This is a genomic window from Lelliottia sp. RD5, assembly GCF_056032945.1.
The window spans coordinates 605,224-620,526 of record NZ_JBVYHQ010000002.1 but is presented as its reverse complement, the minus strand read 5'-3'; the positions used below and the strand labels follow the sequence as shown (position 1 = coordinate 620,526).

16 protein-coding genes are annotated in these 15,303 nt (G+C 54.0%); 7 read left to right on the top strand and 9 right to left on the bottom strand.

Translation table 11 applies throughout. From position 1 onward, the window contains the following. Positions 1-56 precede the first annotated feature (56 nt). From AC0LWE_RS10695 to AC0LWE_RS10670, 6 genes are all read right to left on the bottom strand, one after another. The gene (locus tag AC0LWE_RS10695) at positions 57-1,436 is read right to left on the bottom strand and encodes an amidohydrolase family protein (protein WP_219347459.1); all 1,380 of its coding nucleotides are present in this window, start codon (positions 1,434-1,436) and stop codon (positions 57-59) included. A 16-nt stretch (positions 1,437-1,452) separates the two neighbouring features. Beyond that, on the bottom strand, positions 1,453-2,403 hold the full coding sequence (locus AC0LWE_RS10690; RefSeq protein WP_219347458.1) for a carbamate kinase family protein: 951 nt from the start codon (positions 2,401-2,403) through the stop codon (positions 1,453-1,455). Positions 2,404-2,781: 378 nt separating this feature from the next. Next, positions 2,782-4,326, bottom strand: a complete 1,545-nt coding sequence (locus tag AC0LWE_RS10685; RefSeq protein WP_202666561.1) for a xanthine permease — start codon at positions 4,324-4,326, stop codon at positions 2,782-2,784. A gap of 11 nt (positions 4,327-4,337) precedes the next feature. After that, complete coding sequence (locus AC0LWE_RS10680) at positions 4,338-5,753, bottom strand: YlbE family protein (protein ID WP_219347457.1); 1,416 nt, start codon at positions 5,751-5,753, stop codon at positions 4,338-4,340. Then, on the bottom strand, positions 5,753-7,294 hold the full coding sequence (gene fdrA, locus AC0LWE_RS10675) for an acyl-CoA synthetase FdrA (protein WP_234592880.1): 1,542 nt from the start codon (positions 7,292-7,294) through the stop codon (positions 5,753-5,755). Before fdrA ends, AC0LWE_RS10680 begins: the two co-directional genes overlap by 1 nt. A 108-nt stretch (positions 7,295-7,402) precedes the next feature. Continuing rightward, a complete protein-coding gene (locus tag AC0LWE_RS10670) occupies positions 7,403-8,008 on the bottom strand; it encodes an ankyrin repeat domain-containing protein (RefSeq protein ID WP_131489171.1) in 606 nt (201 codons plus the stop codon). 367 nt (positions 8,009-8,375) lie between these two features. Here AC0LWE_RS10670 and AC0LWE_RS10665 point away from each other — a divergent pair, with 367 nt between their 5' ends. Continuing rightward, the gene (locus AC0LWE_RS10665) at positions 8,376-9,305 is read left to right on the top strand and encodes a LysR substrate-binding domain-containing protein (RefSeq protein ID WP_059177742.1); all 930 of its coding nucleotides are present in this window, start codon (positions 8,376-8,378) and stop codon (positions 9,303-9,305) included. Positions 9,306-9,308: 3 nt separating this feature from the next. Here AC0LWE_RS10665 and AC0LWE_RS10660 read toward each other — a convergent pair whose 3' ends face one another. Beyond that, on the bottom strand, positions 9,309-9,467 hold the full coding sequence (locus AC0LWE_RS10660) for a YqaE/Pmp3 family membrane protein (RefSeq protein ID WP_072241742.1): 159 nt from the start codon (positions 9,465-9,467) through the stop codon (positions 9,309-9,311). A gap of 218 nt (positions 9,468-9,685) precedes the next feature. On the opposite strand from AC0LWE_RS10660, the gene AC0LWE_RS10655 reads away from it, so the two are divergent. Then, positions 9,686-9,865, top strand: a complete 180-nt coding sequence (locus AC0LWE_RS10655; RefSeq protein WP_059177741.1) for a hypothetical protein — start codon at positions 9,686-9,688, stop codon at positions 9,863-9,865. Between the two features lie 40 nt (positions 9,866-9,905). Here the strand turns inward: AC0LWE_RS10655 and stpA are convergent, their stop codons facing one another. Beyond that, the gene (gene stpA, locus AC0LWE_RS10650) at positions 9,906-10,310 is read right to left on the bottom strand and encodes a DNA-binding protein StpA (protein WP_059177740.1); all 405 of its coding nucleotides are present in this window, start codon (positions 10,308-10,310) and stop codon (positions 9,906-9,908) included. Positions 10,311-10,960: 650 nt separating this feature from the next. Between stpA and alaE the strand changes: the two genes are divergently transcribed. After that, positions 10,961-11,410: an L-alanine exporter AlaE gene (alaE, locus tag AC0LWE_RS10645; RefSeq protein WP_059177739.1), complete on the top strand. Its 450-nt coding sequence runs from the start codon at positions 10,961-10,963 to the stop codon at positions 11,408-11,410. A gap of 32 nt (positions 11,411-11,442) precedes the next feature. Here alaE and AC0LWE_RS10640 read toward each other — a convergent pair whose 3' ends face one another. Beyond that, the gene (locus tag AC0LWE_RS10640) at positions 11,443-11,787 is read right to left on the bottom strand and encodes a DUF2002 family protein (RefSeq protein WP_059177738.1); all 345 of its coding nucleotides are present in this window, start codon (positions 11,785-11,787) and stop codon (positions 11,443-11,445) included. Between the two features lie 160 nt (positions 11,788-11,947). Here AC0LWE_RS10640 and AC0LWE_RS10635 point away from each other — a divergent pair, with 160 nt between their 5' ends. From AC0LWE_RS10635 to nrdE, 4 genes are all read left to right on the top strand, one after another. Then, positions 11,948-12,274: an ElaB/YgaM/YqjD family protein gene (locus tag AC0LWE_RS10635; protein ID WP_015960146.1), complete on the top strand. Its 327-nt coding sequence runs from the start codon at positions 11,948-11,950 to the stop codon at positions 12,272-12,274. Positions 12,275-12,521: 247 nt separating this feature from the next. Further along, the gene (gene nrdH / locus AC0LWE_RS10630) at positions 12,522-12,776 is read left to right on the top strand and encodes a glutaredoxin-like protein NrdH (protein WP_202693800.1); all 255 of its coding nucleotides are present in this window, start codon (positions 12,522-12,524) and stop codon (positions 12,774-12,776) included. After that, positions 12,773-13,183: a class Ib ribonucleoside-diphosphate reductase assembly flavoprotein NrdI gene (nrdI, locus tag AC0LWE_RS10625; protein ID WP_131489177.1), complete on the top strand. Its 411-nt coding sequence runs from the start codon at positions 12,773-12,775 to the stop codon at positions 13,181-13,183. The genes nrdH and nrdI overlap by 4 nt, the downstream gene beginning before the upstream one ends. Beyond that, a complete protein-coding gene (gene nrdE / locus AC0LWE_RS10620; protein WP_234592891.1) occupies positions 13,156-15,300 on the top strand; it encodes a class 1b ribonucleoside-diphosphate reductase subunit alpha in 2,145 nt (714 codons plus the stop codon). Before nrdI ends, nrdE begins: the two co-directional genes overlap by 28 nt. Positions 15,301-15,303: the final 3 nt, after the last annotated feature.

The window sequence follows — 15,303 nt, the reverse complement described above, 5'->3', positions numbered from 1 at the left end:
AGTACGTTGTGCACATTGTCAATTTGTGAGGATCCCGCCAGGGTGGAAACACCGCTTCAGCCCACCGAACCCCACACGATATTTCCTTTATGGAAGGTGGCGGTTCGCGGTGAAATGCGCGCCACGGCTTCGGCAGAACAGGAAGCGTCCACCAGCACGAAGCTGGCGTCATCTTGCGCCTTCGGCCATACGCGCTCGCCTTTGTCGTTGAGCGGCAGCACATCACCCGTGGCGATCCCCAGCGCACGCGAGAGGGTTTGCTCGTTCGGACGGATATACAGCTGCGCGTACAAATTGGCTTTTTCGAGCATGTCGCCCAGGCCGTACGGCGACCAGTGGTCGATCACGCTGTCGGTCCCCGTCATCACAAATACGCCTTTATCACGCAGCTGTTTGAGCGGCATGTGCATCGTGCCAATCGGCACGGTGGAAGCGATAGCGATCTGCTGCGCGGCCATACGGGTTGCCAGCGCGTCGACCTGCTGTTCGTTGAGCATCGCCAGCGCAAAGCCGTGGCTGATCGTCAGTTTGCCTTTCAGTTCCGGCGTTTTTTCGACGGTGTCGACCATGTAATTCACCGCCGCCACGCCTGCCGGGCTGGTTTCGTGCAGGTGGATATCCACGCCCTTGTCGTAGTCCAGCGCAATCTGGAACATGGTGTCGAGGGACTTTTCCATCGCGCCGTCAACGTTGGTTGGATCCAGCCCGCCGACGTAGTGCGCACCGGCCTGCATCGCCTCGCGCATCAGCGGCTCTGATTTTGAAAGCAGCAAACCGTGCTGCGGGAAGGCGACGATTTCACACTCAAAACCGCCGCTGCGACGCGCCAGTACCGCCTGTAAATTTTCCAGATTTTTCAGGCCGGAAGTGGGTTCGATATTGCAGTGGCTGCGGGCAATGGTGGAGCCCTTCGACTGAATCAGGTCGATAAGTTTTTCCGCGCGTTCCTGAGTGTAGGGCTGCAACTCGGGCAGCAGCTTGTGCTCCAGACGGATCATATCCTGAATGGTGGTTCCCGCCGGGCGATTGAGCGAGCGCCACGGGCCACCGTAAAACGTTTTGTCCAGATGGATATGCATATCGCGCATCGTCGGCAGCATCAGCTTGCCGCCTGCGTCGTAGTGCGGCAACGTGGCGTCGGCATGACTTTTGTTATCACTAAGCGCGACGATTTTACCGTCTTTGATCTCCAGCGTTTTTAGCTCAGTGCGCGTGCTGACGGGCACTGAGCCTTCAAAGTGAAAACCCGCCTCCAGCAGCACGTTATCCAGATAATAGTGTTTCGCGGTGATGTTCATCGGTTTGCCGGTCTCGCAGGTCTGTTTCGCAGAATCAGCAGCATACGCGACGGAACCGGTCGCACCAAACAGCGCGCAGGCGGTGACCATTTTGCCGCTCTGGCTGATAAACTCCCGGCGGCTTTTATTCTCATTCATCTTATCTTCCTTATTCTTATGCGTTCACAATATGGGTGCCCGTTTCACCGCGCAGCGCCGCGGGCAGGCAGTCTGGTGAGGTGATGATGACCCGTTTTCCGCCGTGGTGCAGGAATGCCAGGCTGGCAATGATTTTGGGTAACATGCTGCCCGCCGGGAAATGGCCCTCTTCCCTATAGCGCGTCATCTGCGCGACGTTCACCGTGTCCAGCGCCTGCTGATTCGGCTTGCCAAAGTTGACGCACACTTTCTCGACGCCGGTGGTGATCACCAGCACGTCGGCGCGGATCTCACGCGCCAGCAGCGCGGTGGAGAGATCTTTATCGATGACGGCATCCACGCTTTGATATTCTCCCGTTTCCGAACGAATCACCGGGATCCCGCCGCCGCCCGCGCCGATCACCACGAAGCCTTTTTGCGTCAACGTTTTGATGGCGTCCGCTTCCACGATCCGTATGGGTTGTGGAGAAGCCACCACACGGCGGTAGCCGCGCCCGGAATCCTCAACGAAATGCCAGTCGGGATGGGCGAGTTGTAGCTCATCGCGCTGGGCTTCGCTGAAGAACGCGCCGATCGGTTTGGTCGGATGGGCAAAACCGGGATCGTTTTTGTCGACTTCAACCTGTGTGACGACCGTGACTGCTTTTTGCTCTCCGCGGGCGGCCAGTCGATTGTTGAGCGCCTGCTGAATCAGATAGCCGATCCCGCCCTGGGTGTCTGCCACGCAGTTGGCGAGCGGGGTGAGCGGCAGCCCTTCGCGCTCGTGCGCGATCTCTGCACGACGCAGATCTAACCCCACCTGCGGGCCGTTGCCGTGCGTCAGGACGATGTCGTAATCGGAGGCCAGCATTTCCAGCACAGAATCTGCGACCGCTTTGACCGCCTCCGCCTGATGTTCAATCGACTGGCTGGCGTTGTCTTTGATAATGCTGTTGCCGCCAATGGCGACGACCATGAGTTCTTTCATCTTTTTTCCTTTGAAAAAGTGCGGTCTGGTGCCCTCACCCCGGCCCTCTCCCACAGGGAGAGGGAGTAAAGCCCCCTCACTCTGTGGCCGAGAGGGGAAAAATTGCTTCGGGCAATCCCCTCTCCCGATGAGAAAGAGGGAAATGCCGCTCCGGACTGTTCCCACTCCCCCGTGAGAAAGAGGGAAATGCCGCTCCGGACTGTTCCCACTCCCCCGTGAGAAAGGGGAAAATGCCGCCCGGACTGTTCCTACTCCCCGTGAGAAAAAGGAAAAGGCCGCTCTGGACTGTTCCCTCTCCCCGTGGCAAAGGGGGAAATGCTGCTCCGGAGTGTTCCCTCTCCCCGTGGGAGAGGGTTAGGGTGAGGGCATCAGGCATTATCAGGACTCTGAAACCGGTGCTCCCGCACGCGCCGCTTCACGGCTCTCGAGGAAATGTTTCACTACGAACATGCCGCTCATCATCAGGTAGGCCGTGACGAACGTCAGCGAGCTGCCTTCGGCGAACCCCACCACCGGCGCATGGATCACCCCAAACAGCGCTAACAGCGCACCGACCGCAGCGGCAATCGCCCCGCGCAGCGGTTTATTAATGATGGCGAAAATGGCGATACAGCCCCAGAGCATGCTGGCGAGCGGAGCGCCGTTGCCGAGGTGCATCAGTCCTTCGTAGTAAATTCCTTTGCTGTGCAGCACGTCGGTGCCGATTTTCGCCGCGTTGGTTCCCGCCGCCCCCATCACGCTGTTCATCATGGTGAGCGCCCAGTTGGCGATCCACGGGAACAGACAGATAAAGATGACGGGCACCTCCACTTTGGGCGTTTCCCTCACCACCTGGTTGGCGGTCACCACGCCGATAAACACCAGAATTGGCACAATGGCGGTCATCGGAATGATGGCGAGCATAAACGCCCCCAGCCCGAACAACGGTACGATGAACATGGTGACGCCAGACGCCAGCGTATAGCCGATGCTCGCGCCCATCGCTTTCCAGCCCGCGTGGCCGACGTAAACCGTTACCGGGAACGGGTTCCCCATCAGACAGCCAAGCATCGACGCCAAACCGTTTGCCAGCATCACTTTACGCGTCGGGTATTCGTCCCCCGCCGCGTGGGCGCTTTCGATGTTTTCGAGGTCAAAGATGTAGTTCGCGAGTCCCAAAGGCACTGCCGACGCCAGATACGGCAGCGCGTGTGGCAGACCCTGCATAAAGCTGTCAACGTGGACTGACGGCGGGTTAAAGCCGAAAGAGGACATGGACGCCTTAATCGCGTCCGGGCTTTGCAGACCGGAGATCCAGGCCAGCGCTGTACCGGCGATCAGCAGCAGTAAACCGGTCGGAATGCGGGCAAAGATCGGCTTTTTACCAAACCAGTTGATGAAGATCAGCAGCAGCACGATGAACGACACGGTCGGCGCTTCGAACGCCTGCAGCATTGGGTTCATCGCCAGCAGCAGCAGGCCCAGGCCAGACAAGCACGACAGCAGCACGGTGCGTGGAATCATCTTGCGAATGGTTTCACCGAGGAACGAACCGCCCGCCAGAATCATCGCTTCAACAAAACACCACACCAGCCCAATCTGGATGGCAAAGTCTGCGTCACCGGTTTGCTGATAAACGGGCATCAGCACCAGAAACGTAACGGTAAAAATCGACGGTGCGCTGGGCCCCGACGGCAGCGCGGTGACGTCGTTACGTCCGGTTTGACGCGCCATTTGCAGGCCAAACCAGGTGTAACACACGCTCGCCACCAGTACCGCCAGCCCGAAGGCCGGCGCGATACGTCCATAAACAATCTCTTTCGGGATGCCGACGACAAAAATGAGCAGCCCCATCATGGTGAGCAAATTGGTCAGGTTGTTGGTCATCAACCCGAAATATGCCGCCCAGTCACCTCTTTTCCACTCCAGTTTCATGCTTTTCATGGATGCTTACCTTATAGGAAGTAGCGATCGCGGAAGGTCAACAGCGCCTTTTCAAAACAGCTAAACGGCGGGTGAACGATGCCCGCCCCAATCATGCCAATGCCGGCGTCTTTGTGGGCGATGGCGGTGTTGATCACCGGCAAAATGCCGCTGCCCGCCACTTTGGTGATATCAATCGCCGTCGGAATACCCATAAACGAGAGCAGCGGAATGGTGACGTTCGGGTTTTCACCGAGCGTGATTTCGCGCATCTGACGCGAGAAATCGACGGCTTCATCAACCGTGCCGCCCACCAGCGCGACGATGGCGGGTGCCGTCGCCATTGCAAAACCGCCAATGCCGTAGGTTTCGGTGATGGCGCTGTCGCCAATGTCCAGGCCGGAATCTTCCGGCTTATAGCCCGCAAACATCGGGCCGATCACCTGCTGCGCCGGACCGGTAAACCATTGACCCGGCAGGCCGGAAATGCGCAGGCCAAATTCGTACCCGTTGCGCGCCATGGTGGTCACCACGGTGCTGTATTCAATACCGTGGGCGGCATCCAGCGCGGCTTTGCACATCGCCATCCACGTTGGACCGGAGAAGTAGTCGCTGCTGGCGACAAACTCAAACACCTGGCGCTGCTGCTCAACCGGATAGCCCGCCTGAATCAGCCCCGGCGTCAGCGCCTGAATCAGCAGCGTGGTGCCTGCGTTATTGCGGTTATGGCACTCGTCGCCCATGTGCAGCGCCTGCGCCAGCATCAGCCGCAGATCGATTTCGCCGATGACCTTCATCGCATCGCGCAGCATCGGGCCGAGCACGTCACGCATCCAGATCAGACGGTCGATCACGCTCTGATCGTTAGCCCCCATGCGCAGGATTTTCGCCATTTGCTCGCTGAGATTGGTGAACGCGCGGTTGCCGTAGGTTTTGTTTTCGACGATATGCATAAACATCGACGCGGACGTAACGCCCGCCATCGAGCCCACGCAGTCGTGCTCGTGGCACGGCGAGAAGGTGATTTTTCCCGATGCCGCCAGCGTGTTGGCTTCATTCAAATCATTCGCCAGCCCTTCAAACACCAGCGCGCCCGTCACCGCGCCTTTCATCGCGCCGCACATGTTTTCCCACGCTACCGGCGGACCCGCGTGCAGAATGGTGGTACGCGTCATGCCAGGGACGACGTTGATGGCCTGGTCAAAGCCCACCAGCACCGGATGGGACTGAATAATGCGCTCCAGCGCGATTTTGTTGGCGGCAGCGATTTTGTCGGCCAGCGGCGTGTTCGCCAGCTGATCCAGGGCTTCCACCACCTGCATATTGCCCTGCCCCGGCGGGGTCCAGTCGAGCTGAGTGACCGGAACGTGTTGCTTTTTCAGATCGTCGCTGAACATGGCGATGCCGACGTTAATGACGTTCAACGGCTGGTTAAATAAGGTTTTCATTAGGCTTTCTTCCCTTTGCAGACAAATTCACGCGCCAGTAATCCCGTATTGGTGCTGCTGCTCGCCCAGATAACGCCAGCGTCGATGAGCAACTGACACTGCTGCGAAAGCGCTGGCGTATCGAGATCGGTGCCCAGCACGTAGCCCAGGATTTCCAGCGGACGGTTGTCGGCTTTGGCAATCGCCTGCGCCTCTTTAATTGCGTCGAGCATCACTCCGACCGGATCGTCGTGAGAGCCGAAACCGAGCACGAAATCCATCACGATGACGCCCACTTCCGGGTCGCGCGCTTCCTGTAACAGGCGGCTGATGCGGTTGGTCGGGTCGATCATTGGATGCGGTTTGCCGTTGGTGAAATCATCATCACCAAAATCGAGAAACGTGTGGGCTTTGCTGACGTTCACATCGGCTAAGCGTTTGGTCGGATCGGGCTGAATATTGCTGTAAACGTCGTCGAATTTCTCCAGCGCGGCGAACATCGCCTCGTCGCACAGCGTGCCGCCGCAGAACAGCCCGCGAATGTACTTTTGCTGCGGCGTCAGGCGCGCGCGAACCTCTTCGATCAGCGGCCAGTTGAGCGGGTGCAGATCCAGAGACTCTTTTTTGATGCCGGTCAGCAGGACGGCTTTCAGGGCCGCCTCTTTTGTGCCGCGAGCAAACTGCAAGCCGTCTTCATCGGCGGGAGGTTCGTTGCGACCAAGGAAACAGACCACCACCGGTTTGCGGCAGGCGCGCGCACGGGCCAGCACTTTTTCAGCAACCGAGGGCGCTGGCGGTTTGGAGATAAGCGTAATCACCTGGGTCGCGTCGTCGGCTTCAAGCATGTCGATGGCGTCGAGCATCATCAGACCGCCAATCTTCTCGCTGAGATCGCGTCCGCCTGTGCCAATCAGCTGAGAAATCCCACCGCCAAATTCATGAATGCGCGCGCTCAATTCCTGGCTGCCGGTGCCCGACGCACCCACGATGCCAATCGGACCACGGCGCACCGCGTTGCCAAAGCACAACGCCGCGCCGTTGATGATGGCGGTGCCGCAGTCCGGTCCCATCATCAGCAATCCTTTTTCATGCGCCAGTTGCTTGAGCGCCAGCTCGTCTTCCAGACTGACGTTATCGGAAAAGAGCATCACGTTGAGACCGTTTTCCAGCGCCTGACGCGCTTCGCGGGCGGCAAAGAGTCCATTGACGGATATCACCGCCAGATTACTGTCCGGGCGATGCGTTTTGGCGCTAGCCAACGTGGCGTAGCGCGATTCGTGTGAGCCCGAACTCTCTTTGCGGGTAAATAATCCCTCTATGGCGGCCAGCGTTTCGTCATCCGCAGCGTCACCTTTAATGACAATCATCAGGTCGCCGTTTTTGGCGTCCTGCAATTCCGGCGTTAATAATCCGAGATTTTTTAAGACGCCTTTATTCATTTCGGTCGCCATCGCGATAAATGCCTGTTCAACGCCGGGAAATTTATTGGCTTTGGTCGAGACCGACATCAGCGAGACAGAATCAAAATAGGTATTCTTTTTTATAACGATTTTGGTAGGCATTATTTCCTCCCGAATTCGGGCAAAAGGGGGCCGTCATCATGTTTAAGGCATGATGTGAAAAGTGATATTTTTTAGTGCAGGCAAGCCCGGTAAGACTTGCCGAATGAATTACGCGCCGGCGGCTAACAGCAGTTCGGCAATCGGGTGATAGCCTTTTTCGCGCGCCAGTTCGAGCGGTGATTTACCGTATTTATCCGTCATATGCGGATTCGCGCCGTGGTCGAGCAGCAGCTTGACTATCTCCTGCTGTTTTGCGCCGCCGTCGTTTAATACGATGGCCTCCAGCAGCGGCGTCCAGCCGACAAAATTGGTGTGGTTGACGTTAATATCGGTGTGGGTCAGCAGTTCGCGCACGATATCAACGTGCCCTTTTTCGCTAGCAGGCGTGATGCCCACACCGCCGAAACGCGTCAGGCGGTCGAGATCCGGGTTGGCTGGCAGCACAATGCGCAGCAGGGTTACGTCATTAGTCAGGCAGCTAATCAGGAACGGGTTAAAACAGGTTTGATCCTGCTTATCGATATCCGCCCCGGCGGAAATAAGCAGTTCAACGCAAGAATAATGTTTATGCAGACTGGCAATAATAACGGCGGTTCTTTTCTGACGATTGGTGGCGTTGATATCCACGCCTTTATCCAGACAGGCCTGTAGCGCATTGGCATTGCCCTGTTCTGCGGCCAGCAGAAATTCAGTAACGAGTTCATGTGCAGACATATTAAGACTCCGATGTTTTCATTTCTGATAACCTGAGAATAGCAACAGCGCATGCATAAAAGAATCCGCTTAAATATCATTCATCGTAAGGTCGTGGATTGTTGAATTAAAATTAACAATCCAGTCAAAACGTGCGTCGGTGCAATGTTTTTCTTATCGCTGGCCCGCTTTTCACCTGCAAAATGGCATTCTGCTTATGGCTCGAAACCCCTTGTCAGCCGTGGGCTGAAACAAAATCGTAGAAGTGTGATTCTGTTCAAATCAGTTGTAACAGCAGTGTTAAATATTGTTCAATACTGATTGCCGTTAGCGCGGATTACAAATAGATTCAATAATCCCATTTGACCATTACGCGGAGCGCGCGGCGATGAATTCGATATTTACGGAAGAAAACCTGCTGGCGTTTACCACCGCAGCCCGTTTTGGCAGTTTCAGCAAAGCGGCTGGAGAGTTGGGCGTGACCACATCGGCGATAAGCTACACCATCAAGCGTATGGAGACAGGGCTGGATGTGGTGCTGTTTGTGCGCAATACGCGCAGCATCGAACTGACCGAATCCGGCTTTTACTTTTATCGCAAAGCGACCGATCTGCTGAATGACTTTCACGCGATTAAGCGCGGGATAGATACCATTTCCCAGGGCATTGAAGCGCGGGTGCGTATTTGTATCAACCAGCTTTTATATACCCCGCGCCATACGGCCAGGCTGCTCCAGGTGTTAAAAAAGCAGTTTCCCACCTGTCAGATTACGGTGACCACTGAGGTTTATAACGGCGTCTGGGATTCCATTATTAATAATCAGGCCAATATTGCGATTGGTGCGCCGGACACGCTGCTGGATGGCGGAGGCATTGATTACACCGAAATTGGGGCGATTCGTTGGGTGTTTGCGATTTCACCCCAGCATCCGCTCGCGTTTGCGCCCGAACCCATCGCCGAAAGCCAGCTCCGGCTTTATCCGAATATCATGGTCGAAGATACGGCGCATACCATCAATAAAAAAGTGGGCTGGTTGTTACACGGGCAGGAGGCGATTCTGGTCCCGGACTTTAACACCAAATGCCAGTGTCAGATCCTGGGTGATGGAATTGGTTTTTTACCGGAACATATGGCGCGAGAAGCGATGGAAGATGGGCTGCTGATTACGCGTCGAATTAATAATCCGCGTCAGGATTCGCGTATGTTGCTCGCAACGCAACATGCGGCGACCGGTCAGGTCACCCGCTGGATCAAACAGCAGTTTGCCCCGCAGGGAGTGCTGACCGGGATTTATAGCGATTTACTCTGGCGAACGTAAAATCTAATTGCGGGTTTGCACCCAGAAGGCGTGAATCAATCCTGGGATATACCCCAACAGGGTCAGGACGATGTTAAGCAGAAATGCCCAACCGAAACCTTTGCCAAGCAGCACGCCAAGGGGCGGTAAAATAATCGTAAAAACAACACGCCAGAAACCCATACATTCTCCATACACACTAAGCAGGTAATTGTAAAAAAAGAGATTTATCTCTAAGCGTAGCGAGTTTAGCGTGTTCCGCCACCTCGCAGCTGCGCTTTTACCCTCCTTTACCCTCTTTACACTGATAGAGACTGGCGATTAAGGGGTAAACCCGCGTTACCCCTGTACCAGGACTGAGGCGTGGGCTAAGGTAAAGGTCACTAAATGAGGAGGATGTTATGTTTTCTGTTGGCGATCTTGTGCAACCGCGTATGGGCGGCCCGAAGCTGAAAGTCGTTGAAGTGCATGGCGATCAAATAATTGCTGTTCAGGCGAGTCAGGAGCAGGGTGAGAAGTACACGTTGAAGGCGGCGGATGTGACGCTTTATAAAGAAGACGGCGATTTCGGCGTTTGCTAATACTCAGGGCGGTGAAAAACCGCCCTGCAATACATCACAATTAGATTAAGAAATCTTCCAGTGATTTACCGTTTGCCAGTGCAGTTGCAATCGCTTTCGGTGTACGACCCTGACCGGTCCAGGTTTTTTCTTCACCATTCACATCAGTAAAACGATATTTCGCTTCACGTACCTGACGTTTCTGCGACTGGCTTGCGCCTTTTAACACGTCTTTACCCAGTAAATCTTCTGGAGAAATACCGTCCGCTTTCATCCGCTCCAGCAGTGCATTAATTTTCTGCTGCTGTTCCGCCTGCTGCTGCTGCATTTCGTTTTGCTCATTACGTTTTTCTTCCGTAACGATGCGGAATTTCTCCAGCATTTCTTCGAGCACGTCAATTGAGAAGTCACGCGCCATTGCGCGAAGGGTACGGATATTATTAAGATTTTGTAACATTGAAGACATATTACTGAAGACCTTTTATGAGTTGATTCAATGAGCAATAGGACAACATGGTAATCCACTTTACTTTGAATATCCAGTTGCATTCCTTCCTGACAATTATTAAGGCTATTCAAAAATAGTTATTTAGATATTGTTACTTTTTATTTTCGTCATTTAATGCCTTTTTTCATTTTATTCATCACACAATTTTAAATTCAACGTTTTGCTATTTTGAGCAACCTTCCTGCTTCACAATCCTGATAACTGAATAGTCAGTCACCTCACCCGCATAAAAAACCTGCTGCAATTACAGAATTTTCGACTGCTTTTTACATGCATAAAGAACATTAATCACAAATGGCGTGTGTTTTGAACTTAAGAAAGGATAGCCTGCTGATAGAAGCTTTGAGTGTGATTTCACATCAACAAAAATAAATTTAACACATTGATAAATATGGTTATCTTATGACAACAAACAGAAATCACCAGCACGATAAAAAAGCAGGCTTCTTTAGAGAATTTTATAGGAAAAAAGGCATTTAATAAAAATTATTCACTCATTGTGAGTTAACAGGCAGAGATATACTCTATACGCATCAAAAAAAGCAACCTAAAGCACCTTATGCCGCGGGTATTGTCACTATACTGTGTTGCTCTCAAGGAGTTCAGACATGTTCTCACCGCAGTCTCGCCTGCGCCATGCAGTAGCGGACACTTTCGCGATGGTTGTCTACTGTTCCGTAGTGAACATGCTGATCGAGATATTCCTCTCCGGAATGTCTTTTGAGCAGTCGCTTTCTTCCAGGCTGGTGGCTATTCCGGTCAATATCCTTATTGCATGGCCGTATGGTTTTTACCGTGATGCGATAATGCGTATGGCGCGCAGATTCAGTCCATCAGGCTGGATGAAAAACCTGGCAGATGTGCTGGCCTATGTGACATTTCAGTCACCGGTTTATGTCGCGATTTTGCTTACAGTCGGCGCTGACTGGCATCAAATTGCCGCTGCCGTCAGTTCGAATATTGTGGTGTCAATGATGATGGGCGCGGCATACGGCTACTTCCTTGACTACTGTCGCCGTCTGTTCAAGGTGAGTCAGTACACAACGTCCAAAGCGTGATCGACTGCGACTGGCTACTGCCAGTCGCGTGCTTATGGCGCTTCGCCAAACAATCCTTGCAGAAATCGCTCCAGCGCCATGCGGGAGCTAAAACCGTGCGGAATACCGTAATGCTCATGTCTTTCCCCGGCTAAATACAGGGGGAATTCCTGATAATGATCGCAGGTTTTGATATCCGAGGCGGGCTCAGCAAATGACAAACTTCTGTCTTTCAAGGTCGGGTGAATAATCAGCGCCATGCGACCCATTCGAGCCTCGCGATTAACATAGACATAATTATCGCCACGGCGATAACCGTATGTTTTTTGTGTGACTGCATCCATGATGAAACCCGCTTTTTCAAGAACGCGTGCCACCTCATCGGGTCGTAAATACATATTTTATCCTCGTTATCTTTTACTGCCGAGCAACCTTACATTAATCAGCATTCGTAACGCTTTCAGATAAATCCATAAAGGGCGAGATTCATCACGACTCGCTTCAGATATTAAAATCATGGGCTAAACTGAATGTGAACGCAAAATTATGGAGGATCGTATGTTTAACAGACCGAACCGAAACGATATTAATGACGACGCTCAGGATATTCGTAATGATGTCAGCCAATTAGCTGACACGCTGGAAGATGTTTTAAAATCCTGGGGCTCAGATGCAAAGGACGAGGCGGATGTCGCCAGACGTAAGGCTCAGTCTTTGCTACGTGAAACCCGCGCGCGCATGAATGGTCGCTCGCGTACTTCGCAAGCGGCGTGCGATGCCATCGGATGCGCAAGTACGTTCGTTCGTGAAAAACCGGTGTGTGCGATTGGTACTGTCGCCGCCGTCGGGATTTTTATCGGCGCGCTGCTGACGTTACGTAAATAATTCCGCGCTGGAATTATTAATGACCCCTCGTTCGCCCTCGCGAACGGGGGTTTTTATTTTTATGGCGACAAAATCGCCACAACACGCATCTCACCTGCCCTGCGCCGCTGCGCTCATCGTGACGCCGCAATCAATTCAAATTTCCCATATCTTGTGTGGTTGAAACTTACATCAACTACATCTAGTATTCCATTTAGCAAGACACCCATAGCCTGAAGCGTTCAATCGCGCCGTTCTCTCATCATAGATGGAAATACGAATCATGAGCATTACTATTTACACTCGTAACGACTGTGTTCAGTGCCACGCCACAAAGCGGGCGATGGAAAGCCGCGGCGTAGAGTTTGAGATGGTGAATGTCGATTTAGTCCCTGAGGCCGCCGACGTGCTTCGCGAGCAAGGTTTCCGCCAACTGCCGGTGGTTATTGCGGGCGAAACCAGCTGGTCAGGCTTTCGCCCGGACATGATTAACCGTCTGCAAACTCAAGCCGCCAGCGCATGAGTATTCTCGTCTACTTCTCCAGCAGCTCCGAAAATACGCTCCGCTTCATTGAGCGTGTCGGACTGCCCGCCGTGCGCATTCCGCTGAACGAACGCGAACGCATTCAGGTAGACGAACCTTATATCCTGGTGGTTCCCAGCTATGGCGGTGGCGGAACCGCGGGCGCAGTGCCGCGTCAGGCAATCCGCTTTCTCAACGATCCCCATAACCGGGCGTTGATTCGCGGCGTTATCGCGGCAGGCAATCGCAACTTCGGCGAAGCCTTCTGCCGCGCCGGGGACCTGATTTCTCAAAAATGCGGCGTGCCGTATCTCTATCGCTTTGAACTGATGGGGACACAGCAGGACGTAGAAAACGTGCGTAAAGGAGTGAACGAATTTTGGCAACGACAACCGCAGAACGCGTAATGCAGGGATCAACGGATTACCACGCGCTGAATGCCATGCTTAACCTCTACGATCGTGAGGGGCACATTCAGTTCGGGAAAGATGCAGAGGCGGTGGATGCTTTTTTTGCCGCCCACGTGCGCCCCAACAGCGTGCCGTTTGCCAGCCAGGACGCGCGGCTCGACTATCTGGTGGACGAAGGTTATTACGAAGAGCGGGTGCTCACTCGCTACGATCGTCACTTTGTGCTGAATCTGTTTGAACGCGCCCACGCCAGCGGTTTTCGTTTCCAGACCTTCCTGGGGGCGTGGAAGTATTACACCAGCTATACGCTCAAAACCTTTGACGGCAAGCGCTATCTCGAAAGTTTTGAAGACCGCGTGTGCATGGTGGCGCTAACGCTCGCGCAAGGAGATGAAAATCTGGCGCAGCAGCTGATGGACGAAATGCTCTCCGCGCGTTTTCAGCCCGCCACGCCCACGTTCCTGAATTGCGGCAAAGCGCAGCGCGGCGAGCTAGTGTCCTGTTTCCTGTTGCGAATCGAAGACAATATGGAGTCGATTGGCCGCGCGGTGAACTCTGCCCTGCAATTATCAAAACGCGGTGGCGGCGTTGCGTTTCTGCTCTCCAATTTGCGCGAATCCGGCGCGCCGATTAAGCGCATAGAGAATCAGTCGTCGGGCGTTATCCCGGTGATGAAAATGCTGGAAGATGCGTTTTCCTATGCTAATCAGCTGGGAGCACGTCAGGGCGCTGGAGCGGTCTATCTGCATGCGCATCACCCGGATATTCTGCGTTTCCTGGATACTAAGCGTGAAAACGCCGATGAAAAAATTCGTATCAAAACCCTTTCCCTGGGCGTAGTGATCCCGGATATCACCTTCCAGTTAGCGAAAGAAAACGCCGAGATGGCGTTGTTTTCCCCCTACGATATCGAAAGAATTTACGGCAAACCCTTTGGTGATGTGGCGATCAGCGAGCTCTACGACGAACTGCTCGCCGACGATCGCGTGCGTAAAAAATTCATTAACGCCCGTGATTTCTTCCAGACGCTTGCCGAGATCCAGTTTGAGTCTGGCTATCCGTACATCATGTATGAAGACACGGTGAATCGCGCCAACCCAATCGCCGGGCGCATCAATATGAGCAACCTGTGCTCCGAGATTTTGCAGGTTAACAGCGCATCGACCTATGACGAGAATCTGGATTACGCGCACATCGGCAAAGATATTTCCTGCAATTTGGGCTCGCTGAATATTGCTCACACCATGGATTCACCCGATTTTGGCCGCACCGTCGAAACGGCAATCCGCGGGCTGACGGCGGTGTCAGACATGAGCCATATCCGCAGCGTGCCGTCGATTGAAACGGGAAATGCCGCTTCGCACGCTATTGGGCTTGGGCAGATGAATCTGCACGGCTATCTGGCTCGCGAGGGGATCGCCTACGGTAGCCCGGAGGGGCTGGATTTCACCAATCTCTATTTCTACACCATCACCTGGCATGCGCTGAATACCTCAATGAGGCTGGCGCGCGAGCGCAATCAGCGTTTCGCCGGATTTGAAGAGTCGCGATATGCCAGCGGTGAGTATTTTAATCCGTATCTGGAAAACAGCTGGCAACCGAAAACCGAGAAAGTGCGTGCGCTGTTTGCCCGGGCCGGCGTCACGCTACCCACGCGCCAGATGTGGCAGCAGCTACGTGACGACGTGATGAGGTACGGCATCTATAACCAGAATCTGCAGGCGGTGCCGCCGACCGGATCGATCTCGTATATCAACCACGCGACGTCGAGTATTCACCCGATCGTCTCGAAAATTGAGATCCGCAAAGAAGGCAAAACCGGGCGCGTTTACTATCCCGCGCCCTTTATGACCAACGAAAACCTGGCGCTGTATCAGGATGCCTATGAGATCGGGCCGGAGAAGATTATCGATACCTATGCCGAAGCCACGAAACATGTCGATCAGGGGTTGTCGTTAACCCTCTTTTTCCCAGACACCGCCACCACGCGCGACATCAACAAGGCGCAGATTTATGCCTGGAAAAAGGGCATTAAGACGCTGTACTACATTCGCCTGCGCCAGCTTGCGCTGGAAGGCACTGAAATCGAAGGCTGCGTGTCCTGCGCGCTGTAAGGA

Coding starts and splice junctions, on each gene's coding strand:
- AC0LWE_RS10695 (WP_219347459.1), bottom strand. CDS start 1,436: ATGAATGAGAATAAAAGCCGCCGGGAGTTTATCAGCCAGAGCGGCAAA.
- AC0LWE_RS10690 (WP_219347458.1), bottom strand. CDS start 2,403: ATGAAAGAACTCATGGTCGTCGCCATTGGCGGCAACAGCATTATCAAA.
- AC0LWE_RS10685 (WP_202666561.1), bottom strand. CDS start 4,326: ATGAAAAGCATGAAACTGGAGTGGAAAAGAGGTGACTGGGCGGCATAT.
- AC0LWE_RS10680 (WP_219347457.1), bottom strand. CDS start 5,753: ATGAAAACCTTATTTAACCAGCCGTTGAACGTCATTAACGTCGGCATC.
- fdrA (WP_234592880.1), bottom strand. CDS start 7,294: ATGCCTACCAAAATCGTTATAAAAAAGAATACCTATTTTGATTCTGTC.
- AC0LWE_RS10670 (WP_131489171.1), bottom strand. CDS start 8,008: ATGTCTGCACATGAACTCGTTACTGAATTTCTGCTGGCCGCAGAACAG.
- AC0LWE_RS10665 (WP_059177742.1), top strand. CDS start 8,376: ATGAATTCGATATTTACGGAAGAAAACCTGCTGGCGTTTACCACCGCA.
- AC0LWE_RS10660 (WP_072241742.1), bottom strand. CDS start 9,467: ATGGGTTTCTGGCGTGTTGTTTTTACGATTATTTTACCGCCCCTTGGC.
- AC0LWE_RS10655 (WP_059177741.1), top strand. CDS start 9,686: ATGTTTTCTGTTGGCGATCTTGTGCAACCGCGTATGGGCGGCCCGAAG.
- stpA (WP_059177740.1), bottom strand. CDS start 10,310: ATGTCTTCAATGTTACAAAATCTTAATAATATCCGTACCCTTCGCGCA.
- alaE (WP_059177739.1), top strand. CDS start 10,961: ATGTTCTCACCGCAGTCTCGCCTGCGCCATGCAGTAGCGGACACTTTC.
- AC0LWE_RS10640 (WP_059177738.1), bottom strand. CDS start 11,787: ATGTATTTACGACCCGATGAGGTGGCACGCGTTCTTGAAAAAGCGGGT.
- AC0LWE_RS10635 (WP_015960146.1), top strand. CDS start 11,948: ATGTTTAACAGACCGAACCGAAACGATATTAATGACGACGCTCAGGAT.
- nrdH (WP_202693800.1), top strand. CDS start 12,522: ATGGAAATACGAATCATGAGCATTACTATTTACACTCGTAACGACTGT.
- nrdI (WP_131489177.1), top strand. CDS start 12,773: ATGAGTATTCTCGTCTACTTCTCCAGCAGCTCCGAAAATACGCTCCGC.